Origin of the sequence: Phocaeicola acetigenes (assembly GCF_027529745.1) — a bacterium.
GTDB lineage: Bacteria > Bacteroidota > Bacteroidia > Bacteroidales > Bacteroidaceae > Phocaeicola > Phocaeicola acetigenes.
The window spans coordinates 116268-133075 of record NZ_JAPZVM010000001.1 but is presented as its reverse complement, the minus strand read 5'-3'; the positions used below and the strand labels follow the sequence as shown (position 1 = coordinate 133075).

Here is a 16808-nt window from a genome sequence, read left to right as displayed (position 1 = left end):
ATACTAGAATCTGTTTTTGGTTCGGATACAAAGTTCCGAAGAAGAAGAAGAATAAACTATACCTCGTTTACGGATTGTATTACCCAAATTACAGAAGGCTACTTACAATGACTACAAACATTGATAAAAACGTTTCCGCATGTATTACAAACCGTAATATGGGTAGGCAGAGTTCGGAAGAGAATCGCTAACTTTGCAAATAAAGAACGAATAAAAATATTTCACGCCATGAACACAAGTGACATCATCAACCTGAAAAGTATAGACCAATACAACCGTTTGTACGGACTGGAAACGCTACATCCGCTTGTGGCCGTAGTCGACTTAAAAAACGCAACTACATATCCTACTCATTTTACTCTAAACTATGGCGTATATGCCTTGTTTCTGAAACAAACCCGTTGTGGCGATTTACGTTACGGACGCCAGCCGTACGACTATCAGGAGGGTACCGTAACGAGCTTTGCTCCCGGACAAGTAGTGGAAGTGAAAATGGAAGAAGGAACACGTCCGTTGGCCCAGGGACTGCTTTTTCATCCCGATCTGATTCGGGGGACTTCACTGGGCAGGGAAATCAAACGGTATTCATTCTTTTCTTATGCCTCGAACGAAGCGCTCCACCTTTCGGACGAAGAAAAGCAGATTTATCTGGATTGCCTGTCCAACATACAAGCAGAGCTCCAACATCCTATCGACAAACATAGCCGACGACTCATTGTGCGCAACATCGAACTGCTTCTGGACTATTGCATGCGTTTCTATGAACGCCAGTTCATTACCCGTGCTACGGCCAACAAAGATGTGCTGACAAAATTCGAAGAGGAACTTGACTGGTATTTCCAAAGCCAATTGCCACAAGAGCAAGGACTCCCTACGGTAAAATATTTTGCCGACCGTGCTTGTCTCTCTCCCAATTATTTCGGTGATCTGGTAAAAAAAGAAACCGGACGTACCGCACAGGAATATATTCAGGATAAACTGATCAATATTGCCAAAGAAGAAATCTTGTCTCAAACACGAAATGTAAGTGAAATAGCCTATCGTCTGGGCTTTCAGTATCCCCAGCACTTTACACGGATTTTCAAGAAACGGGTAGGATGTACACCGGGAGAATATCGTAGTCAACATTCAGCATAGAAACAATCAGGAAATGGTAAAAGAATCTCACATAATCGATTTAAAAACCGTATGCGAATGTAACCAGTGTATGGGGTGTAAAACCTGGCATCCACAAGTAAGCCTGGTCAATCTTGAAAATTCTTCATGGGGAGAAAGAATCGTAAAGTTTGAGTTTTATACCATTCTGCTAATAGAATCTGCTTCAGAGCAATCAGCCGGTTTAGGACACACAGAATATGATTACTCCAATGCTACAATGATTTTCCTCTCTCCAGGAGAAGTTTTCCGTCTGAGTGAGTCGGAAAACTCACCCACAAAAGGATACTTACTGGCATTTCACCCTGATTTATTGAAATGTACGCCGCTACAGAATCAACTTTACCAGTATTCTTTTTTCAATTACCGGAAAGAGGAAGCTCTCCATTTGTCGGCACGGGAAACCGAAAAAATTTTATGCTGCTTTGAAAATATAGAGGATGAATTACACCATTCGGTCGATACCCATACGGCTACCCTCTTGTCCGGACACATCAAACTTCTTCTCGATTATTGTACACGTTATTACGAACGGCAATTCATCACCCGGGAAGACATCCATAAAAAGTTATTGGAAAGAGTTAAGAAAACAATTGACAATTACATTCGCTCCGGACAATTAAAAAAAGGTCTGTTTCCTTCTGTAGAAAGCATTGCCGATACACTGGGATTGTCGGCAAACTATTTCACCGATCTTCTGCAATTTGAGACAGGATATACTCCCGAAGAGTTTTTCCAGCTCCAACGTATACAAGCCGCACGTCGCATGCTACTTTGCTCCGAATATACAACGGCCGAAGTATCACACTGGCTGGGTTATCCCAGCGTGCAATACTTCAGCCTTCTTTTTAAGAAACTCACAGGATTCGCTCCCTGCGAATATTGTCACTCACAAAATTAAGGTTTCAGTCCTTGTCTTCTTTCTGAATTTATTTTCTGGCATCTAGTGCGGCATAAGCCTCCTCGTCTACCGGCTCCAACCACTCATTGGAGGTTTCTTCTCCGGGCACTTCAATAGCCAGATGGGCAAACCAGCCGTCTTTTGTGGCTCCATGCCAGTGTTTTACTCCCACAGGGATATTGACCACATCACCCGGTTGAAGCAGACGAGCCTCTTTCCCCCACTCCTGATACCATCCGTTTCCGGCTATGCAAATAAGAATCTGTCCACCTCCTTTTGCGGCATGATGAATATGCCAGTTATTACGGCATCCCGGCTCAAAAGAAACATTGTATATTCCTACTTGTGTGGTAGACAAAGGAGCCAAATAGCTCTGTCCGATAAAGTAGCGCGCAAAGGCATCATTGGGTGCACCAAGCGGGAAAAGCATTTCCTGCTCGAAAGCTTCTTTCGAATCTGAAGGCTCTTTTTCTTCTTTCCATACCTCTTTAGCCTGGCGGAAAGCCGCCCATGCCTTGGGCCATCCGGCATAAAATCCAATCTGAGTCAATATTTCGGCTATCTCGGTACGGGTGATACCATTCTTCTTGGCCGTCTGAAGATGATAAGTAAGTGAAGAATCTGTAATACCCGAACTGATCAAAGCCGTCAGGGTGACCATACTCCGGTCGCGTAAGCCAAGTTTATCGGTCCGGCTCCATACTTCTCCAAAGAGTACATCATCGTTCAGTTCTGCAAACTTAGGCGCAAAATCGCCCAATTGTTCTCTGCCGGCGGTCTGCCGGACTTGAGTCTGTGCTTTTACCATATTGAATGAAATAAATGTAATGAATATCAGTAAACTTGTTCTCATATTATTCTTTGTCTTTCTTACATGAACTATTTGTATATCTCAACCATACTACTCCTTTATCAAGTACTTGCGCTCCTAATAAACTGAACCCTTTAGGATAATCAGTCGTGAGCCCTTCCTTCGTCATGAATAAGGTTTGTGTATCTCTTGCCCCATCAGCGGCAGGTGCAATAACGATACTTAATTCGTCACACTACCCGGCCTGGATAAACGACCAGTTAAGTACACCGCCACCCCCCAACATCAACATATCAATATCAAACAAAGTCTTCAATTTAGTAAGGAGCAGTTCATAATTCAATCCATTCTCATCACCTGCAATCAGATACGAAATACCTAATTTACGAAGAAATGCTCTGTAAGCCGGACTCGACTGAGTACCAAGAACCTCTATTACCTCGGCTGTAGTTTCCTCATAGGTCAGAGTGTGCGATTTCCATCCTAACTTCCCAGAAAGATCAATAGATACATAATACATATTACTTTTACGCGCTATAAAGTCCCCTTCTGGAACATCATGTACCAGTTCATCCAGTGCAGGAGGATTATAGAATGTAAAATTATCGTCAGTTGTCACACGGCCGGACAACCATCCCTGATGAGAATAATGACGATGAGGTCCAAATGCAATCTCATAAAACTCTCGAATTGCATTCTCTCCTTCAGGAATCTCCATATACTTTCCCATGATTTTACCGTCAAGCGAAGTTAGCATATGGCAAAAAATATAAGGTCTTTCCATGATTTGAAATAATTGATAATTTACTTTTCAAAAGTAGCTTTTTCCATCTCGAGCATGCATACCCGCAACACGGATAAAACTACCTTTTTTACTTGTATTTTTTTTAAGTTAGGGGACAAGGTGTGAGTTTGCTCTTGCCCGTGACAAACGTGACAAATGACAATATAAGTTTTTGAGTTTTTAAGTTTGTGAGTTTAGGTTCTCAGTTCTTGAGTTTGATTTTGAGTTGATTGATTACACTCCCAAAACTTACAAACTAAAAACTCAAGCCCACCCACTAAAAACTTAAAAACTTAAAACTTAAAATCAAACTTTTTCCTACTTTTGCATAAACCTAAAAACTCAAACCCACAAACTTAAAAACTCAAAAACTCACAAACTCAAAAACTTAAATGATACATTTTGACACAGACTATATGGCAGGAGCACATCCGGAAGTGATGAAGCGTCTGGTAGAAACCAATCTGGAGCAGACAACCGGATACGGAAGTGATGCGTATACGCAACGGGCGAAAGAAAAGATACGTGAGGCTTGTGCACAAAACGAAGCCGCGGTGTATTTTCTGGTAGGAGGCACACAGACCAACGCTACCGTGATAGACGGCTTACTCAGACATCACGAAGGAGTACTGGCTACGGAAACGGCACACATCAACGTACACGAGTCGGGTGCTATCGAAGCTACAGGGCACAAGGTCCTTACCCTGCCTTCGCACGACGGGAAAATAAAAGCAGAGGAAGTAGATAAATACATCACGGATTTTTATCGTGACGAAACTTACGAACACATGGTGGCTCCGGGAATGGTGTATATTTCGCATCCTACCGAACTGGGCACACTCTATACCCTCGACGAACTGGAAGCATTGAGCCAAGTATGCCGCAAGGCACAGATACCGCTCTATATGGACGGAGCACGACTGGGATACGGACTGGCGGCCGAAAATACCGATGTAACGCTTAAGGATATTGCCCGGCTTTGCGATGTGTTCTACATCGGAGGAACCAAAGTGGGTGCGCTCTTTGGCGAAGCGGTGGTAGCTCCTCGTGCGCAACAGCTTCCGCACTTCTTCCCCCTGGTGAAACAACACGGAGCCTTATTGGCAAAAGGCCGTCTGCTGGGTATCCAGTTTGAAACGCTCTTTACAGACGGGCTTTACGAACGCATCGGAGCACATGCCGTACGCCTTGCCCTGAAGTTGAAAAAGGCTTTCGTGGAAAAGGGATACAAACTTCCTATCGACTCGCCTACCAACCAGCAGTTCGTCTGCCTGCCCAACGAAGAGATGGACCGGCTTTTGTCTCACGCGACCTTCGAACTATGGGGACCGCGTGGAGAAACGGAAACGATGGTACGCTTCGTTACGAGCTGGGCTACACGCGAAGAGGATGTCGATGCCTTTATACGCTTACTATAACCTCTCCAAATAGCAATGCCCGCCGGAAAGGAACCGACTTCCTCCTCCAGCGGGCTGCTATACACAGAACATATTCATGCGAATCAATTTCCACTCACCTGATAGCAATCTTCTTCCGTGCTTTCCGGTTCTGCCTCTTCAATTTTAAATTTATATACAGTGACACCAATACCATATTTTATTTCATCGTCACTGAGTATCATCGATCCGCCGCTTTGGATACACATTCTCACCCCCATGCCGTCGTTGGCCGTCAGGAGATAAGTACCGGCATGCTTTTGTGCATTGACCGTATACCACAAGCCGTTCTGTCCATATTGCACTTCCACATAACTTCCTTCTGTATCATAATCCCACGAAATAAGATATTTGTCAGTACTTCCCCGATGAAATGTAAACACACAAGCCGACTCATCGTAAGCTACGTACGGAAGTGAAGTCACTTCTTCGGCATAGAAATTGAGAGGAATACGACTTACAGAGTCGGTCGACCAGATATTAGCAATTGAATATTCGGTATAGGTCTCTCCCAAATGTTTCTTGCCCATAGGATAATACTCTATTTCTTCTTCGCTACACGATACCAGACACAGAGCCACTATAGCTCCTATGCCCCATCCTTTCTTCCAGTTCATTTTCATTCGCAACAGGTTTCAGAAGAATCGGGGTGAAAGGAAGGTCGTTCATCTTCGCCCGGATGGAAGCCGGAAGGCTTCTTCCCCTTTACAGGCGGCTCGGGTTTCAGAGTGAGCCATATATCATATTGTTCATCGGTAAGAATCTTACGCATCTTTTTCGTTCTCTTCTTTATCCGTTCGGCTTCTTTTTCCGCTCGTTCTTCATCGCCGGTCGGAGGAGGCATCGGAGGGCGTTCTCCCTTGAACCCTTCTCCAAAGCCACCAGGGTGTCCGCCTCCGGCAGGAGGATATCCTCCTCCCATCGGAGGTAATGGACGCTCTGTTCGCATAGACATATATCCTATCCCCTGCTCCAACCTATCTCTCTCTTCTTTTAATAGGAGTTTATAAATTTTCTTATACTGCTTTTTACTAAGATGCAACACTTTATCCAACTCGTCTACCCGTTTGCGGGCGGCCTTTTCCGGATTGGGAATTTCTTTAAAGGATGTTTTTTTCTCCTGAGGTTCATCGTAACGTACATCGCCCGTAGAATACCCGGGAATACTCATCCACATTACCCCACACAAAGCCCATATGGTTCGCTTCATCGTTCTCATATTCTGTCTATTTTGTTTGAGGGCAAATGTAAAAAGGAGAAAAACAATCCGAAAATAGAATCAGTAAACGCCTCTATTCTATCGGCCAATGCTGAATATCATCAGACTTAATCCGGTAAAAGCGTTTTTTTATAAAACTGAAAATAAAAGTGGTTGGTCTGTAAAATCAGCCCATTGGCCGATTTTAGTTGCAACACCGCTCATTGTATTTCTATTTTTGTTTCCGAAAAACAATTGTATGTCATGATGAAAAGCCAACACAAGCATCTTTTATTAGAACAAATTATTTACGCCTTCATATGGATTTTAATTTTAGGAACTCCATTCGTAAACTTTTTACTCAACGAGAAGACCTTTCATCCCAATGAATTATGGAAGGAAGTATCGGGCGTATGGCTCATTATGTGTCCGTTCTTCCTGTTATTTCTCATTCACAATTATTTATTAATTCCCCGTCTTCTTCTGAAGAAATATTACATGGGATACATTGTATCACTCGTTTTTACAATCGGGTTCTTGTTTGTTGTTTTACCGGAAGGCTTCAAAGTATTCTCTCCTAATCCCGACATCCAAGAGCACAATATATCCTTGAAGAAATCAACTCCTCAAATCCGCTCTTATTGTGATTATCCCCCTCCACTTACCCACAAAAGAAGTGAAATGCATCCGGCTCCACTCATACGCCCTCCCTTTCTGCTTATTCACATCATTGTAGCAATTCTATTGGTGGGATTCAACCTTACGATCCGGTTATTTCTCAAATCACTACATGATGAGGAGATATTAAAAGAGCTCGAGCACCAGCATCTGGAATCAGAGCTCCAGTATCTGAAGTATCAGCTTAATCCGCACTTTTTCATGAATACCTTGAATAATATTCATGCACTGGTAGACATCGACGGAGAAAAAGCAAAGCAGACCATTCTCGAATTGTCAAAGCTGATGCGTTATGTGCTGTACGAAGCCAACAAAAGCCGTATCTCGCTGGAACGGGAGATTCAGTTTCTCGAAAACTACATCGCCCTGATGCGGTTAAGATATACAGAACAGCTCACTATAAAGACCAATTTTCCAGTGATTGTTCCCGATATCCAGATTCCACCTTTGCTTTTTATCACTTTGTTGGAAAATGCATTCAAACATGGAGTCAGCTATCAGGAAAGCTCGTATATCGAAGTGAGTATTACCCGTACCGACGAGGGAATTGCCTTTGCATGCCACAATAGCAAGCATACCTGTACAGCCCACGAACATCACGGTATCGGGATAGAGAATATAAAGAAACGCTTGCATCTGCTTTATGGAAACAATTATACGTTTACCCTTACGGAAGATGCATCCTCGTATCATGTTTTACTTATCATACCTCCACTATCATGAAATGTCTGATTATCGACGATGAGCCTTTGGCTCTTGCTCAACTGGAAGGATACATCGACCGTATTCCTTTTCTTACCCGAACGGCTTCCTGCCAGAATGCCATCCAGGCTTCGGAAGTACTGGCACATTCACAGGTAGATCTTATTTTTGCCGATATCAATATGCCCGATATGAATGGAGTGGACTTTATACGTTCGCTGGTTCATCCGCCTATGGTGATTTTTACTACGGCTTATACCGAATATGCCATCGAAGGTTTCCGCCTCAATGCCATCGACTATCTGACCAAACCGTTCGGATTTGCCGAGTGTCTGAAAGCAGCTGAAAAGGCACGCAAAATCTATGAGATGAACCATAACTCGCCTAAAGAAGAAGAGGAAGGGCAAACTTTATTCGTGAAAAGCGAATACAAGATGGTGCGCATAGAGAAAGAAAAAATTCTGTATATAGAAGGAATGAGCGAGTATGTATGTATCTATCTGGAAGACCGCCCCAAACCGGTCATCACTCTGAACAGCTTACAAAAACTTTCTTCATTGCTGCCCTCGCATTTCATGAGGGTACACCGGTCGTACATCGTAAATCTGAAAAAGATAAGGGAGATTTCACGCTTCCGCATTTTGTTCGGCAAAGACGTGTATATACCGATAAGCGAAAACTACAGGGAGCAGTTTATGGAGTATATCCATAGTCAAGGTTTACTCTGACGGCTAAATGCTTTTTCTCGGGAAATGCGTATCTTTGCCATACCGAAACCATTTATAACGCTTTATGGAAAAAGAACACGAAACGCATACCTGTGTAGATTGCGGTACACAGAATTGTAAATATAAAGACCGTACGTATCCGGATTTCTGCCTTACCACAAACCTGAAGGAGGAAGACCGCCAATGGGCACTGGAGCGCTACGAGGAGGGAGATAACCGGCGCATCATGATAGCGAGTGCCGAAGTGGAATACGAAGGATATTGCCAATGGACGCGCGTGCAGGAAATCATGGAGTTTGCCCGCAAAATAGGTGCCCGCCGTATCGGAATTGCCAATTGCATCGGCCTGATAAACGAGGCGCGTATCTTTGCACGGATTCTGAGAGCAAACGGCTTTGAGGCGTACTCGGTGATATGCAAAGTGGCCGGACAAGCCAAATCGTCGGTAGGAATTCCTGCCAAGTGCGAAGAGATTGGAGCCGCCATGTGCAATCCTATCCTCCAGGCACGTCTGCTCAACGAAGCGAAGACGGATTTGAATGTAGTCATCGGTCTGTGTGTAGGCCACGATAGCTTGTTTTACAAGTACTCCGATGCATATGTCACCACACTGGTCACCAAAGACCGGGTAACGGGAAACAATCCCGTGGCGGCGCTGTATACGGCTCAATCGTATTACCGGAAGAAGTTCTTCGAGGGGAAAAACACATCAAAAGAATAATATAAAAAAACTTCAAAATAAAGCGAACTTAAAAAATAGAGAAAAACTGTTTCGCTTTATTTTGAAGGTCCTCAGCAAAAGGTTGTCTGCTCTAAATAAAAACTTCACCTTCCCCGTTATGTTTACTTTTAAAAAGATTCAGTTTTCTATTCCAGTCATCAATAGTAAAACGGTGCATATCTGTTTCCTCATTGAACAATAAATCCAAAATATAACGAGGCTTTTTTCCTCCCACCATCATACTTACAATACACGAAGAACAATAAACTACTACATTCTCGCAAGGCATTTCATTTGCTCTCTTCCGCATTAAATCCTCTACCTTAGAAGTATCTATCTTACCATAGAAAGTCTGACCACAACATTTGGAATGTGAGCAAGTGGCCTGCGGCTCAACGATACGAATATTCATACGCTCCAGCAATAAACGAATGGCTTGATGAACATCCGGTCTTTTACGGGCATAGCAAGTATCCTGAATACTCATTGTCATACCACCATAATCCGGAAAAGGAAAATCATTGCTCCGGGCTATATCGGAAAGGAGAAACTCTACCGTATATCCCCGTTTCTCATACACATCCATACAAGCCACACACGGAGTAAGAATCCGGGTATCGGGCGAAATATCAGGTTTTTGAAAACAACAGGTATAAAAAGATTCAGGTCTACCGTATCGGGTTTCAAGAAACTGTATCAGTTTATCAGCTAAATATGGTTTGTACGACATCAGCGCACAACCTGGAACATAAAGATTATTCATATAACGTAATACCATAGAGGCTATCCCAAATCATTTTGAGATAACCTCTATTTTAAGAAGTAATAAATGTGATTATTTTATTTTTTCTGTCATATCGAAATCAAAGAATAAAGGAACAAAGCCTTCGATTTCTGCCATATCTGTATCCTTACTACCTATAAGAATTTCTCTCACAATAAATTTGAAATTCAGATTCATTGATTCAACTATATAAGAATCGTTTGTACCAGTAGCCTCTATTTTTACTCTAACCAGCAATGGAGTTATTTCACCTTCGTTACCGATAGGAATATTAACTGAGAGGTCCAAAGGCTTAGGGTCCAACGTCAGACTAACAAGATCTTTCTGTTCAGACAATTCAGGTTCATAACCAATTTTATAATTGATCTTTCCGACAAGTTCAACTATTTCATTGGCAGTCTCTTCATCCTTGACAATAGAAAGTACAATATCCTTTATAGGAAAATCATCAAAAATTATTGTATCATTCTCTACTTTTGCCGTAATGGTAAGCCCTTCATTACCCTCTTCCTTTTCTATAGGAGTCATAAGAACATTGCCAGTAAAGTCTCCCCACACTACATCGGTAGTAATTTCTTCAGGAGGATTTAGCATGCCGTTATTATCATCATTATCACATGAAATCATTCCAAACGAAGCCACTGCAATCAGCAGTAATGAATAAATGTTTTTTAAAGTTCTCATATACGATAAAATTTAATATTAACAATTTTACAAGAACCAGTTCTTTTGGAATTCCACATAGAAAATGAATAAAATCAGCTTATACTGCATCCCAAATATAAAAATCACCAATTACTATGAATCTTTTCGCGAATATATTTATTATATATTTGCTTAACTATATCCATTTCTCCATCAGAAAATGCCGGCAATTCTGAAGCTCTCGCATTAGCCTCTATCTGTTCTGGAGAACTTGCACCTGGTATCACAGTACTCACTTCAGGGTACATCAAAATATAACGAAGAGCTCTTGATGCCAAATCTTCAGTAGCAAGCAGTCTTTTCAATTCACGAGCTGCTTCGATACCAATGTTAAAGTCTACACCCGAAAATGTTTCTCCTTTATCGAAAAAATCTCCGTTTCTATTGTATGAACGGTGATCTTTATCACTAAATATAGTAGATTCAGTATATTTGCCAGTCAGCAGCCCACTGGCAAGAGGAACGCGTACTATAATCCCCACATTGCGTTCTTTCGCTTTTGCGAATAAGTTCTCGGACGGTTTTAATCTGAACATATTGAAAATGATTTCAATAGCAGAAATATTATAGTTCAAAGCGGTCAATGCTTCATCAACACGCTCAACACTTACCCCATAATGGCTTATGTCACCTTGCTTTCTAAGTTTATCCAAACATGAAAAAAGCTCCTCATTATGATACACTTCAGAAGGTGGACAATGTAGCAATACCATATCCAGCTTATCTACATTCATGTTACGAATGGAATCATGTATAAATCCAGTAATATTCTTTTCATTATAAGCGGAAGCGATATGAGGGTTCAATTTACGACCACATTTGGTAACTACAAATATTTTATCTTTTTTGGTCTTAAGAAATTTACCAATAATATTTTCACTCATACCATCCTGATAGATGTCAGCAGTGTCAATTAAATTAACTCCATTATCATAAGCAGACTCAAGTGTATCTAAAGCTACTTTTTCATTAAATATTTCACCCCATTTAGAACCAAGCTGCCATGTACCAAGTGAAATTTCACTTGCTTTAAATCCAGTATTTCCAAAATCTCTATAATTCATATAAAACCTATTAAAGTGATAAACCTATATTTTTAATCTGTTGCATCAAACCATCTTGTCGCTCAATATCATCTGGATTATAGGCAGAGACCGGTATATATTTGGTAAAATTCCAGTTCAGATATTTTGCTATTGAATTGAACTGCTTGCCAATAAGCTCATATTGAACATCATCTAAGGAATTGGCACCACATGCCACTACAAGCATTCTTTTAGGAGACTCTGACAGCAATGAATTAACTGCATAAAACTTGTCTATAAAAAGTTTCATCTGAGCAGAAATTCCCCAATAATAAACAGGAGTACCCAATACTACAATATCCGAATCAACAAGAAACTGTAACAATTTATTACTGTCATCTTTCTGTGTACAATAACCTCCTTTTTTATGGCAGGCGTCACAATTTCTACAACCCGATATGAAATAATCGTATAAATTAAAACTACTTACTTCATAAGAGGAATTCAGTGAATGAGCAATCAAACTAAGAGCTCTCCAGGTATTTCCTTTTCTGGGACTACCATTTACAATCATTACTTTCATACGAATATTTTTTTGCAAAAATAGATTATGCTACAATCGGATACAATACATGAAAAAAGAATCATATACTGATAAAATTTTCATATATTGATTACCAATACAATTAAAAGTCTTAATTTTGCAGCCTACCAAATTTCATTTAAGGTATGTACAAGCGTAAAACTCCTTTAGACCTATCCTGCGGCATTCGTATCACTATGGAAGTAATGGGTTCCAAATGGAAACCATGTCTTATAGATGCATTAAGAGATGAACCTAAAAGACCCAGCCAGTTACATAAAGAAATATCTGAAGCCACCTCACGTGTATTGGATCATGATATACGGGAACTGGAAATACATGGTATCGTAAAAAAGAAGATATTTGCTGAACTACCGCCACATAGTGAATATTCATTAACTGAATTAGGTAAAAGTTTATTACCTATAATAGACAGTATGGAAGAATGGGGAGAGAAGCACAGAGGTATTTTGGAAGATATCATATAAGATCAACTTGATCATAACAAGAACTTCAATACCTCTTTTTATATCCCCAAAGTTCTTATAAATTCATTGTTTTTCATTGAGTTTAACACATAAATCTACTCCTACCGGATAATGGTCTGAAAGAAAATCATTATCTTCTCCATTATATACAAAAGCATCCACAACGCTCGAAACAAGTGTTGGAGTAACAAAAATATAGTCCAATCGTTCTCCTATCCGTTTACGGACCGTATCTTTTCTGGAAAGATACATTAAAACAGGAGTCGGAAAAGAGACTCTTTCGGAAACATCGGTAAACTTTTGACAAACATCTATAAGAGGGTATGAAAGGAAACGGGATATAACAGAATAGTCAAAATGCCCGTCTAATAAATTAGGACTGTCCTTACCACCATATTTCATCAATAAATCGGTTGAAGTCATCTCCATATAATCCGCATCAAACGGAGAATGAGCGTTCATATCTCCCATCAGCAGACAGGTATCCAATTGGTGTTCTTTGATGTACGTCGTAATTGTCTCAGCCTCCAACCTACGCTGATTGGTATTATTAGGATTCAAATGTGTCACCAGCACATCAAACCCATATGTCTTTACATGAAGCAAGCCATGTCCGCAATTTTCCAGCATCTTTTTTTTCACATCAATCGGTTTCTTCGAAGTAATCCCTACCGGATAACCATTTTCCTTTACAATCACGGCATACGGATGCCCCCATTGTTTTGCCAAAGCAGACAAACTTTCTTGTGTAAAGCCACACAATTCTTGCAAGGCCAGAATTTCCGGATCTTGTTGCCTGATCCAATCTACAAACCGATTCTGACGATCGATATCTTTTCCCCAGTCAAATCCATTAAATATATTATAAGAAATAATTCGCACCTTCTCGTATCCCGATTCCCAATGACGTTCGTATTTCTCATTCAACACATTCTGAGCTCTTAAAAAAGAAGAACTAAATATCATAATATAAATAATAGAAAACAAAAATTTCCCCATAGCTGCTATATCTTTAAAACTATACCTGATAATGGAATTTACTTCAGTGCACGTCCGTCGGAAAAAGCCTTTCCTACTTTCTCGCCCATTGCCCGATAGTCGTGACGGATGGGATCGTACAGAATAGGATTGAGCTTTGCTACATCAATCTTTCCGTCCTCGCCCAGGATATGCTCGTCGGCCGAGATGTTCACGATACGTCCTACCAGATAGCAGGTTTCCGCATCGTACGATACCAGCTCACACTCCAGTGTCATAGGCAATTCTTCGATAACCGGAGCATGGACAAACTCCGACTTCACTACATGAAAGCCCGCCTTTGCCAATTTATCTGGCTCGTCGTTGCCCGATACGATACCCACATAGTCGCATGCCACATGCTGCTCTACGGTGCCCATACTCACGGTAAATGCTTTTGTAGAGAGAATATTCTGTGTGGTTTTATGCTCTTCGGCCAGGCAGATTCCTACCATATTGTCTGTATAAATTCCTCCCCATGCCGCGTTCATGGCATTGGGTTTTCCTTCTGCATCGTATGCCGCTACGATAAATACCGGCATCGGATACAGCCATGTTTTTGTTCCAAAATTCTTTCTCATATTCTTTGTCTTTATCGAATGAATGGGTTTATTTGTTTTTTTCAGAAGTCTGGTCTACAAAGATGAGCTTCGAGGTATCGTATCCCCGGCGCGCTATCTTGTCTGTCCACTCACGAAGCACCGCTTCGGGCATCACCGGCTCACGGCTCATCAGCCACAAGTAATCGTCGCTACTGCTTCCTACCAGCACATAGCGGTAATCTTCGTCTATGTCGAGTACATAATAGTCGGCATAAAACCATAGAAAGAACGATACCTTGAGTTTGCCCGGCTCGGAAGGATCGGGCAGTTTCCCACGTCCTTTGGCCTGCTTTCGTTCTCCGTTTTTCAGCCCTTCGTTCAACACCTGTATCTTTCCGTCATCAAGCAGGGTATATGTAGCGGTAACGTGTGTCATTCCCCGCTCAAACCGATGGTCGTAACGTGCAATCTCATACCACGTTCCCATGAAACGCTCCAAGTCTAACGACGATACTACACGATGGTCTGCCTTTCCGGTTTCGGCTTCGCTCCGGCAAGCCCCCAAACTTATACACATGCACAAGAACATCAATAACTTTTTCATCGCATTTCCTCCTTATTTAGGCCCTTCTATTGCAATCTTAATCACTCCATCCAGCCGATTCTCAAAGATACGGTATGCCTCTTCTATTTCCCCGAGCGGAAAACGGTGAGTGATGAGAGGAGTCGTATCAATCTCTCCTCCGGCTATGAGACGAAGTATCTCGTCGCAATCGCATCCGTCTACCCCACCGGTCTTGAACGTCAGGTTCTTGCCATACATCTCCGGCAAAGGAAGTATCTGAGGGGCATCGTAAAGTGCTACCACGGTAACAATGGCATTGGGACGGGCACACTCCCAGGCCAGACGGAAGGTATCATCGGTTCCGGCAACTTCCATCACCACATCGGCTCCTCCATGGGCACTGTGCGCCAGTACCGCTTCTTTGCACTCGTCGGGATGTACCACCCATACGTCGGGATAATGCTCGCGCACAAAGCGGGCACGTTCTTCCGATTTTTCGCATACGATGATGCGGCGCGGACGCTTCCATCTCACACACAAAAGGGTACAGATGCCCGTAGGACCAGCTCCAATAATCAGCACCGTATCGTCGGGGGTGATTTCCGAAATACGGGTTGCCCAGAAGCCTGTGGCCAGAATATCGCCTACGAACAAAGCCTGCTCGTCGGTCACACCATCGGGAATACGGCTCAGCCCCTGATTGGCATGAGGAACCCGCACGTATTCGGCCTGTCCTCCGTCGATACGGCATCCCAACGCCCATCCTCCGTCAGGGTCTTCACAATTGTTGACATAGCCGTGCCGGCAAAAGAAACACTCTCCGCAAAACGTCTCTACGTTGACCGCTACCCGGTCGCCCGGTTTTACCGAAGTGACTTCCTCGCCTACCTGCTCTACTACTCCCACCATTTCATGGCCTACGGTAATACCGGGTACAGCCCGGGGTACGCTACCATGCTTGATGTGCAAATCGCTGGTACAAATACTGCTCAGCGTGACGCGTACCAGTGCATCGTGCGAAGTTTCTATACAAGGAACCGGTTTTTCACGCAACTCGAAACGGCCTTTTTCTACATAAGTATACGCTAACATAAGCTATTTCTGTTTTTCAAGATTCTGCCTTCTATCCTCATAGGCATCCTCCCACAAAGATAAAAGATTCCCCGATTCGGCCGATAAAAATTACCTGATATTTTACCTTTCTTCCTTCTATTCCGCGAAGAGCCGACACTCTTTCTGCAATCTGCCGAGAAAGTCTCCGCCATCGGAAGAAATCTATATCCGACGACGTCGTACGTAAATACGACGTCGATGTTTAGAGAGCCGGCGACGTGGGCCATACAGACTACGACGACGATTATAGTATTGTTTTAGAACCGGATTCCCATGAAATACTATCTTTGCAAAAGAAATAATATTCAAACAGACATGAACCATTCCGACCTTCTGAAAAGACTAAGCGAAAGAATACACGAAAACGATATCCGGGAAATAATATCCCTGCTCTCGCTCCAGGAAAACGAGAGTGGAATACATGCGCTATACACATGGGTCTATCATACCGACCTCCGTGTATCGGCCAATGCCGCATGGATACTCACCCATCTTGATGCCTGCCATACCCCATGGCTTTACTCCAGACAAAAGGAGCTGATAGAGGAAGCCATGCAGACTACAAATACCGGGAAACGCCGTTTGATACTTACTATTCTGCTCGAACAACCTTTTGATAAAGAGGAAATAAACGGCACTTTCCTCGAGTTTTGCTTGAAGCATATGATTTCGGTACAGGAGTCTATCGGAGTAAAATCACTCTGCATGAAACTGGCCTATAAGCAATGCGTTCATTTCCCGGAATTGCTGGAGGAACTACGCATGCATCTGGAAGTCATGGAACCGGATCTTTTGTCGCCCGGCTTAAAGGTGGCAAGAAAAAAAATACTGAACCACATCAGCCGGAGCGCCAGGCACTCCTGACCGAATGG

The 16808-nt window shown here is 42.4% G+C and carries 20 protein-coding genes and 1 pseudogene; 8 read left to right on the top strand and 13 right to left on the bottom strand.

What is annotated here, in order from left to right; translation table 11 throughout:
• Positions 1 to 228: 228 nt before the first annotated feature.
• Positions 229 to 1137 (top strand): helix-turn-helix domain-containing protein, encoded by a 909-nt coding sequence (locus O6P32_RS00580; protein ID WP_269876284.1) that lies wholly within the window; start codon positions 229 to 231, stop codon positions 1135 to 1137.
• Between the two features lie 31 nt (positions 1138 to 1168).
• A complete protein-coding gene (locus tag O6P32_RS00575; RefSeq protein ID WP_269876623.1) occupies positions 1169 to 2056 on the top strand; it encodes a helix-turn-helix domain-containing protein in 888 nt (295 codons plus the stop codon).
• Positions 2057 to 2084: 28 nt separating this feature from the next.
• On the opposite strand, the gene O6P32_RS00570 is transcribed toward O6P32_RS00575, so the two are convergent.
• The 3 genes from O6P32_RS00570 to O6P32_RS00560 all read right to left on the bottom strand — a co-directional run bounded on the left by O6P32_RS00570 (position 2085) and on the right by O6P32_RS00560 (position 3597).
• Positions 2085 to 2864, bottom strand: coding sequence for a carboxymuconolactone decarboxylase family protein (locus O6P32_RS00570; RefSeq protein ID WP_408636033.1), 780 nt, complete (start codon positions 2862 to 2864; stop codon positions 2085 to 2087).
• A gap of 46 nt (positions 2865 to 2910) precedes the next feature.
• Positions 2911 to 3036: a hypothetical protein gene (locus O6P32_RS00565; RefSeq protein ID WP_269876282.1), complete on the bottom strand. Its 126-nt coding sequence runs from the start codon at positions 3034 to 3036 to the stop codon at positions 2911 to 2913.
• 66 nt (positions 3037 to 3102) lie between these two features.
• A complete protein-coding gene (locus tag O6P32_RS00560; protein ID WP_269876281.1) occupies positions 3103 to 3597 on the bottom strand; it encodes a hypothetical protein in 495 nt (164 codons plus the stop codon).
• Between the two features lie 446 nt (positions 3598 to 4043).
• On the opposite strand from O6P32_RS00560, the gene O6P32_RS00555 reads away from it, so the two are divergent.
• On the top strand, positions 4044 to 5069 hold the full coding sequence (locus O6P32_RS00555) for a threonine aldolase family protein (RefSeq protein ID WP_269876280.1): 1026 nt from the start codon (positions 4044 to 4046) through the stop codon (positions 5067 to 5069).
• Positions 5070 to 5152: 83 nt separating this feature from the next.
• On the opposite strand, the gene O6P32_RS00550 is transcribed toward O6P32_RS00555, so the two are convergent.
• Both O6P32_RS00550 and O6P32_RS00545 read right to left on the bottom strand, forming a co-directional pair.
• On the bottom strand, positions 5153 to 5710 hold the full coding sequence (locus tag O6P32_RS00550) for a hypothetical protein (protein WP_269876279.1): 558 nt from the start codon (positions 5708 to 5710) through the stop codon (positions 5153 to 5155).
• Entirely contained in the window at positions 5707 to 6306 is a 600-nt protein-coding gene (locus O6P32_RS00545) for a hypothetical protein (protein WP_269876278.1), read from the bottom strand. Before O6P32_RS00545 ends, O6P32_RS00550 begins: the two co-directional genes overlap by 4 nt.
• Before the next feature lie 246 nt (positions 6307 to 6552).
• Between O6P32_RS00545 and O6P32_RS00540 the strand changes: the two genes are divergently transcribed.
• From O6P32_RS00540 to O6P32_RS00530, 3 genes are all read left to right on the top strand, one after another.
• A complete protein-coding gene (locus O6P32_RS00540; protein ID WP_269876622.1) occupies positions 6553 to 7686 on the top strand; it encodes a sensor histidine kinase in 1134 nt (377 codons plus the stop codon).
• Entirely contained in the window at positions 7683 to 8393 is a 711-nt protein-coding gene (locus tag O6P32_RS00535; protein ID WP_269876277.1) for a LytR/AlgR family response regulator transcription factor, read from the top strand. The genes O6P32_RS00540 and O6P32_RS00535 overlap by 4 nt, the downstream gene beginning before the upstream one ends.
• A 64-nt stretch (positions 8394 to 8457) precedes the next feature.
• Positions 8458 to 9114, top strand: a complete 657-nt coding sequence (locus O6P32_RS00530) for a DUF1847 domain-containing protein (RefSeq protein WP_269876276.1) — start codon at positions 8458 to 8460, stop codon at positions 9112 to 9114.
• Positions 9115 to 9205: 91 nt separating this feature from the next.
• Here the strand turns inward: O6P32_RS00530 and O6P32_RS00525 are convergent, their stop codons facing one another.
• The 4 genes from O6P32_RS00525 to O6P32_RS00510 all read right to left on the bottom strand — a co-directional run bounded on the left by O6P32_RS00525 (position 9206) and on the right by O6P32_RS00510 (position 12211).
• Positions 9206 to 9877 carry a heterodisulfide reductase-related iron-sulfur binding cluster gene (locus O6P32_RS00525; RefSeq protein WP_269876275.1) on the bottom strand — a complete coding sequence of 224 codons (672 nt, stop codon included), beginning with the start codon at positions 9875 to 9877 and terminating at the stop codon, positions 9206 to 9208.
• A 72-nt stretch (positions 9878 to 9949) separates the two neighbouring features.
• On the bottom strand, positions 9950 to 10582 hold the full coding sequence (locus tag O6P32_RS00520; protein ID WP_269876274.1) for a DUF4840 domain-containing protein: 633 nt from the start codon (positions 10580 to 10582) through the stop codon (positions 9950 to 9952).
• 104 nt (positions 10583 to 10686) lie between these two features.
• The gene (locus O6P32_RS00515) at positions 10687 to 11667 is read right to left on the bottom strand and encodes an aldo/keto reductase (protein ID WP_269876273.1); all 981 of its coding nucleotides are present in this window, start codon (positions 11665 to 11667) and stop codon (positions 10687 to 10689) included.
• A gap of 10 nt (positions 11668 to 11677) precedes the next feature.
• Positions 11678 to 12211 carry a flavodoxin family protein gene (locus O6P32_RS00510; RefSeq protein ID WP_269876272.1) on the bottom strand — a complete coding sequence of 178 codons (534 nt, stop codon included), beginning with the start codon at positions 12209 to 12211 and terminating at the stop codon, positions 11678 to 11680.
• A gap of 146 nt (positions 12212 to 12357) precedes the next feature.
• Here O6P32_RS00510 and O6P32_RS00505 point away from each other — a divergent pair, with 146 nt between their 5' ends.
• Positions 12358 to 12699, top strand: coding sequence for a winged helix-turn-helix transcriptional regulator (locus tag O6P32_RS00505; RefSeq protein WP_269876271.1), 342 nt, complete (start codon positions 12358 to 12360; stop codon positions 12697 to 12699).
• Positions 12700 to 12762: 63 nt separating this feature from the next.
• Here O6P32_RS00505 and O6P32_RS00500 read toward each other — a convergent pair whose 3' ends face one another.
• The 4 genes and pseudogenes from O6P32_RS00500 to O6P32_RS00485 form a co-directional block, all read right to left on the bottom strand.
• Positions 12763 to 13698: an endonuclease/exonuclease/phosphatase family protein gene (locus tag O6P32_RS00500; protein WP_269876270.1), complete on the bottom strand. Its 936-nt coding sequence runs from the start codon at positions 13696 to 13698 to the stop codon at positions 12763 to 12765.
• Between the two features lie 38 nt (positions 13699 to 13736).
• Positions 13737 to 14297 (bottom strand): flavin reductase family protein, encoded by a 561-nt coding sequence (locus O6P32_RS00495; RefSeq protein WP_269876269.1) that lies wholly within the window; start codon positions 14295 to 14297, stop codon positions 13737 to 13739.
• A 28-nt stretch (positions 14298 to 14325) separates the two neighbouring features.
• Positions 14326 to 14784 (bottom strand): annotated as a pseudogene (locus O6P32_RS00490) (lipocalin family protein); the annotation flags it as partial.
• 90 nt (positions 14785 to 14874) lie between these two features.
• The gene (locus O6P32_RS00485) at positions 14875 to 15915 is read right to left on the bottom strand and encodes an alcohol dehydrogenase (protein WP_269876267.1); all 1041 of its coding nucleotides are present in this window, start codon (positions 15913 to 15915) and stop codon (positions 14875 to 14877) included.
• Positions 15916 to 16251: 336 nt separating this feature from the next.
• On the opposite strand from O6P32_RS00485, the gene O6P32_RS00480 reads away from it, so the two are divergent.
• Positions 16252 to 16800, top strand: coding sequence for a hypothetical protein (locus tag O6P32_RS00480; protein WP_269876266.1), 549 nt, complete (start codon positions 16252 to 16254; stop codon positions 16798 to 16800).
• Positions 16801 to 16808: the final 8 nt, after the last annotated feature.

Bases quoted from the DNA above. Each gene is read 5' to 3' on its own strand.
- O6P32_RS00580 (WP_269876284.1), top strand. From the start codon at position 229: ATGAACACAAGTGACATCATCAACCTGAAAAGTATAGACCAATACAAC.
- O6P32_RS00570 (WP_408636033.1), bottom strand. From the start codon at position 2,864: ATGGTAAAAGCACAGACTCAAGTCCGGCAGACCGCCGGCAGAGAACAA.
- O6P32_RS00565 (WP_269876282.1), bottom strand. From the start codon at position 3,036: ATGACGAAGGAAGGGCTCACGACTGATTATCCTAAAGGGTTCAGTTTA.
- O6P32_RS00560 (WP_269876281.1), bottom strand. From the start codon at position 3,597: ATGGGAAAGTATATGGAGATTCCTGAAGGAGAGAATGCAATTCGAGAG.
- O6P32_RS00555 (WP_269876280.1), top strand. From the start codon at position 4,044: ATGATACATTTTGACACAGACTATATGGCAGGAGCACATCCGGAAGTG.
- O6P32_RS00550 (WP_269876279.1), bottom strand. From the start codon at position 5,710: ATGAAAATGAACTGGAAGAAAGGATGGGGCATAGGAGCTATAGTGGCT.
- O6P32_RS00545 (WP_269876278.1), bottom strand. From the start codon at position 6,306: ATGAGAACGATGAAGCGAACCATATGGGCTTTGTGTGGGGTAATGTGG.
- O6P32_RS00540 (WP_269876622.1), top strand. From the start codon at position 6,553: ATGAAAAGCCAACACAAGCATCTTTTATTAGAACAAATTATTTACGCC.
- O6P32_RS00535 (WP_269876277.1), top strand. From the start codon at position 7,683: ATGAAATGTCTGATTATCGACGATGAGCCTTTGGCTCTTGCTCAACTG.
- O6P32_RS00530 (WP_269876276.1), top strand. From the start codon at position 8,458: ATGGAAAAAGAACACGAAACGCATACCTGTGTAGATTGCGGTACACAG.
- O6P32_RS00525 (WP_269876275.1), bottom strand. From the start codon at position 9,877: ATGAATAATCTTTATGTTCCAGGTTGTGCGCTGATGTCGTACAAACCA.
- O6P32_RS00520 (WP_269876274.1), bottom strand. From the start codon at position 10,582: ATGAGAACTTTAAAAAACATTTATTCATTACTGCTGATTGCAGTGGCT.
- O6P32_RS00515 (WP_269876273.1), bottom strand. From the start codon at position 11,667: ATGAATTATAGAGATTTTGGAAATACTGGATTTAAAGCAAGTGAAATT.
- O6P32_RS00510 (WP_269876272.1), bottom strand. From the start codon at position 12,211: ATGAAAGTAATGATTGTAAATGGTAGTCCCAGAAAAGGAAATACCTGG.
- O6P32_RS00505 (WP_269876271.1), top strand. From the start codon at position 12,358: ATGTACAAGCGTAAAACTCCTTTAGACCTATCCTGCGGCATTCGTATC.
- O6P32_RS00500 (WP_269876270.1), bottom strand. From the start codon at position 13,698: ATGGGGAAATTTTTGTTTTCTATTATTTATATTATGATATTTAGTTCT.
- O6P32_RS00495 (WP_269876269.1), bottom strand. From the start codon at position 14,297: ATGAGAAAGAATTTTGGAACAAAAACATGGCTGTATCCGATGCCGGTA.
- O6P32_RS00485 (WP_269876267.1), bottom strand. From the start codon at position 15,915: ATGTTAGCGTATACTTATGTAGAAAAAGGCCGTTTCGAGTTGCGTGAA.
- O6P32_RS00480 (WP_269876266.1), top strand. From the start codon at position 16,252: ATGAACCATTCCGACCTTCTGAAAAGACTAAGCGAAAGAATACACGAA.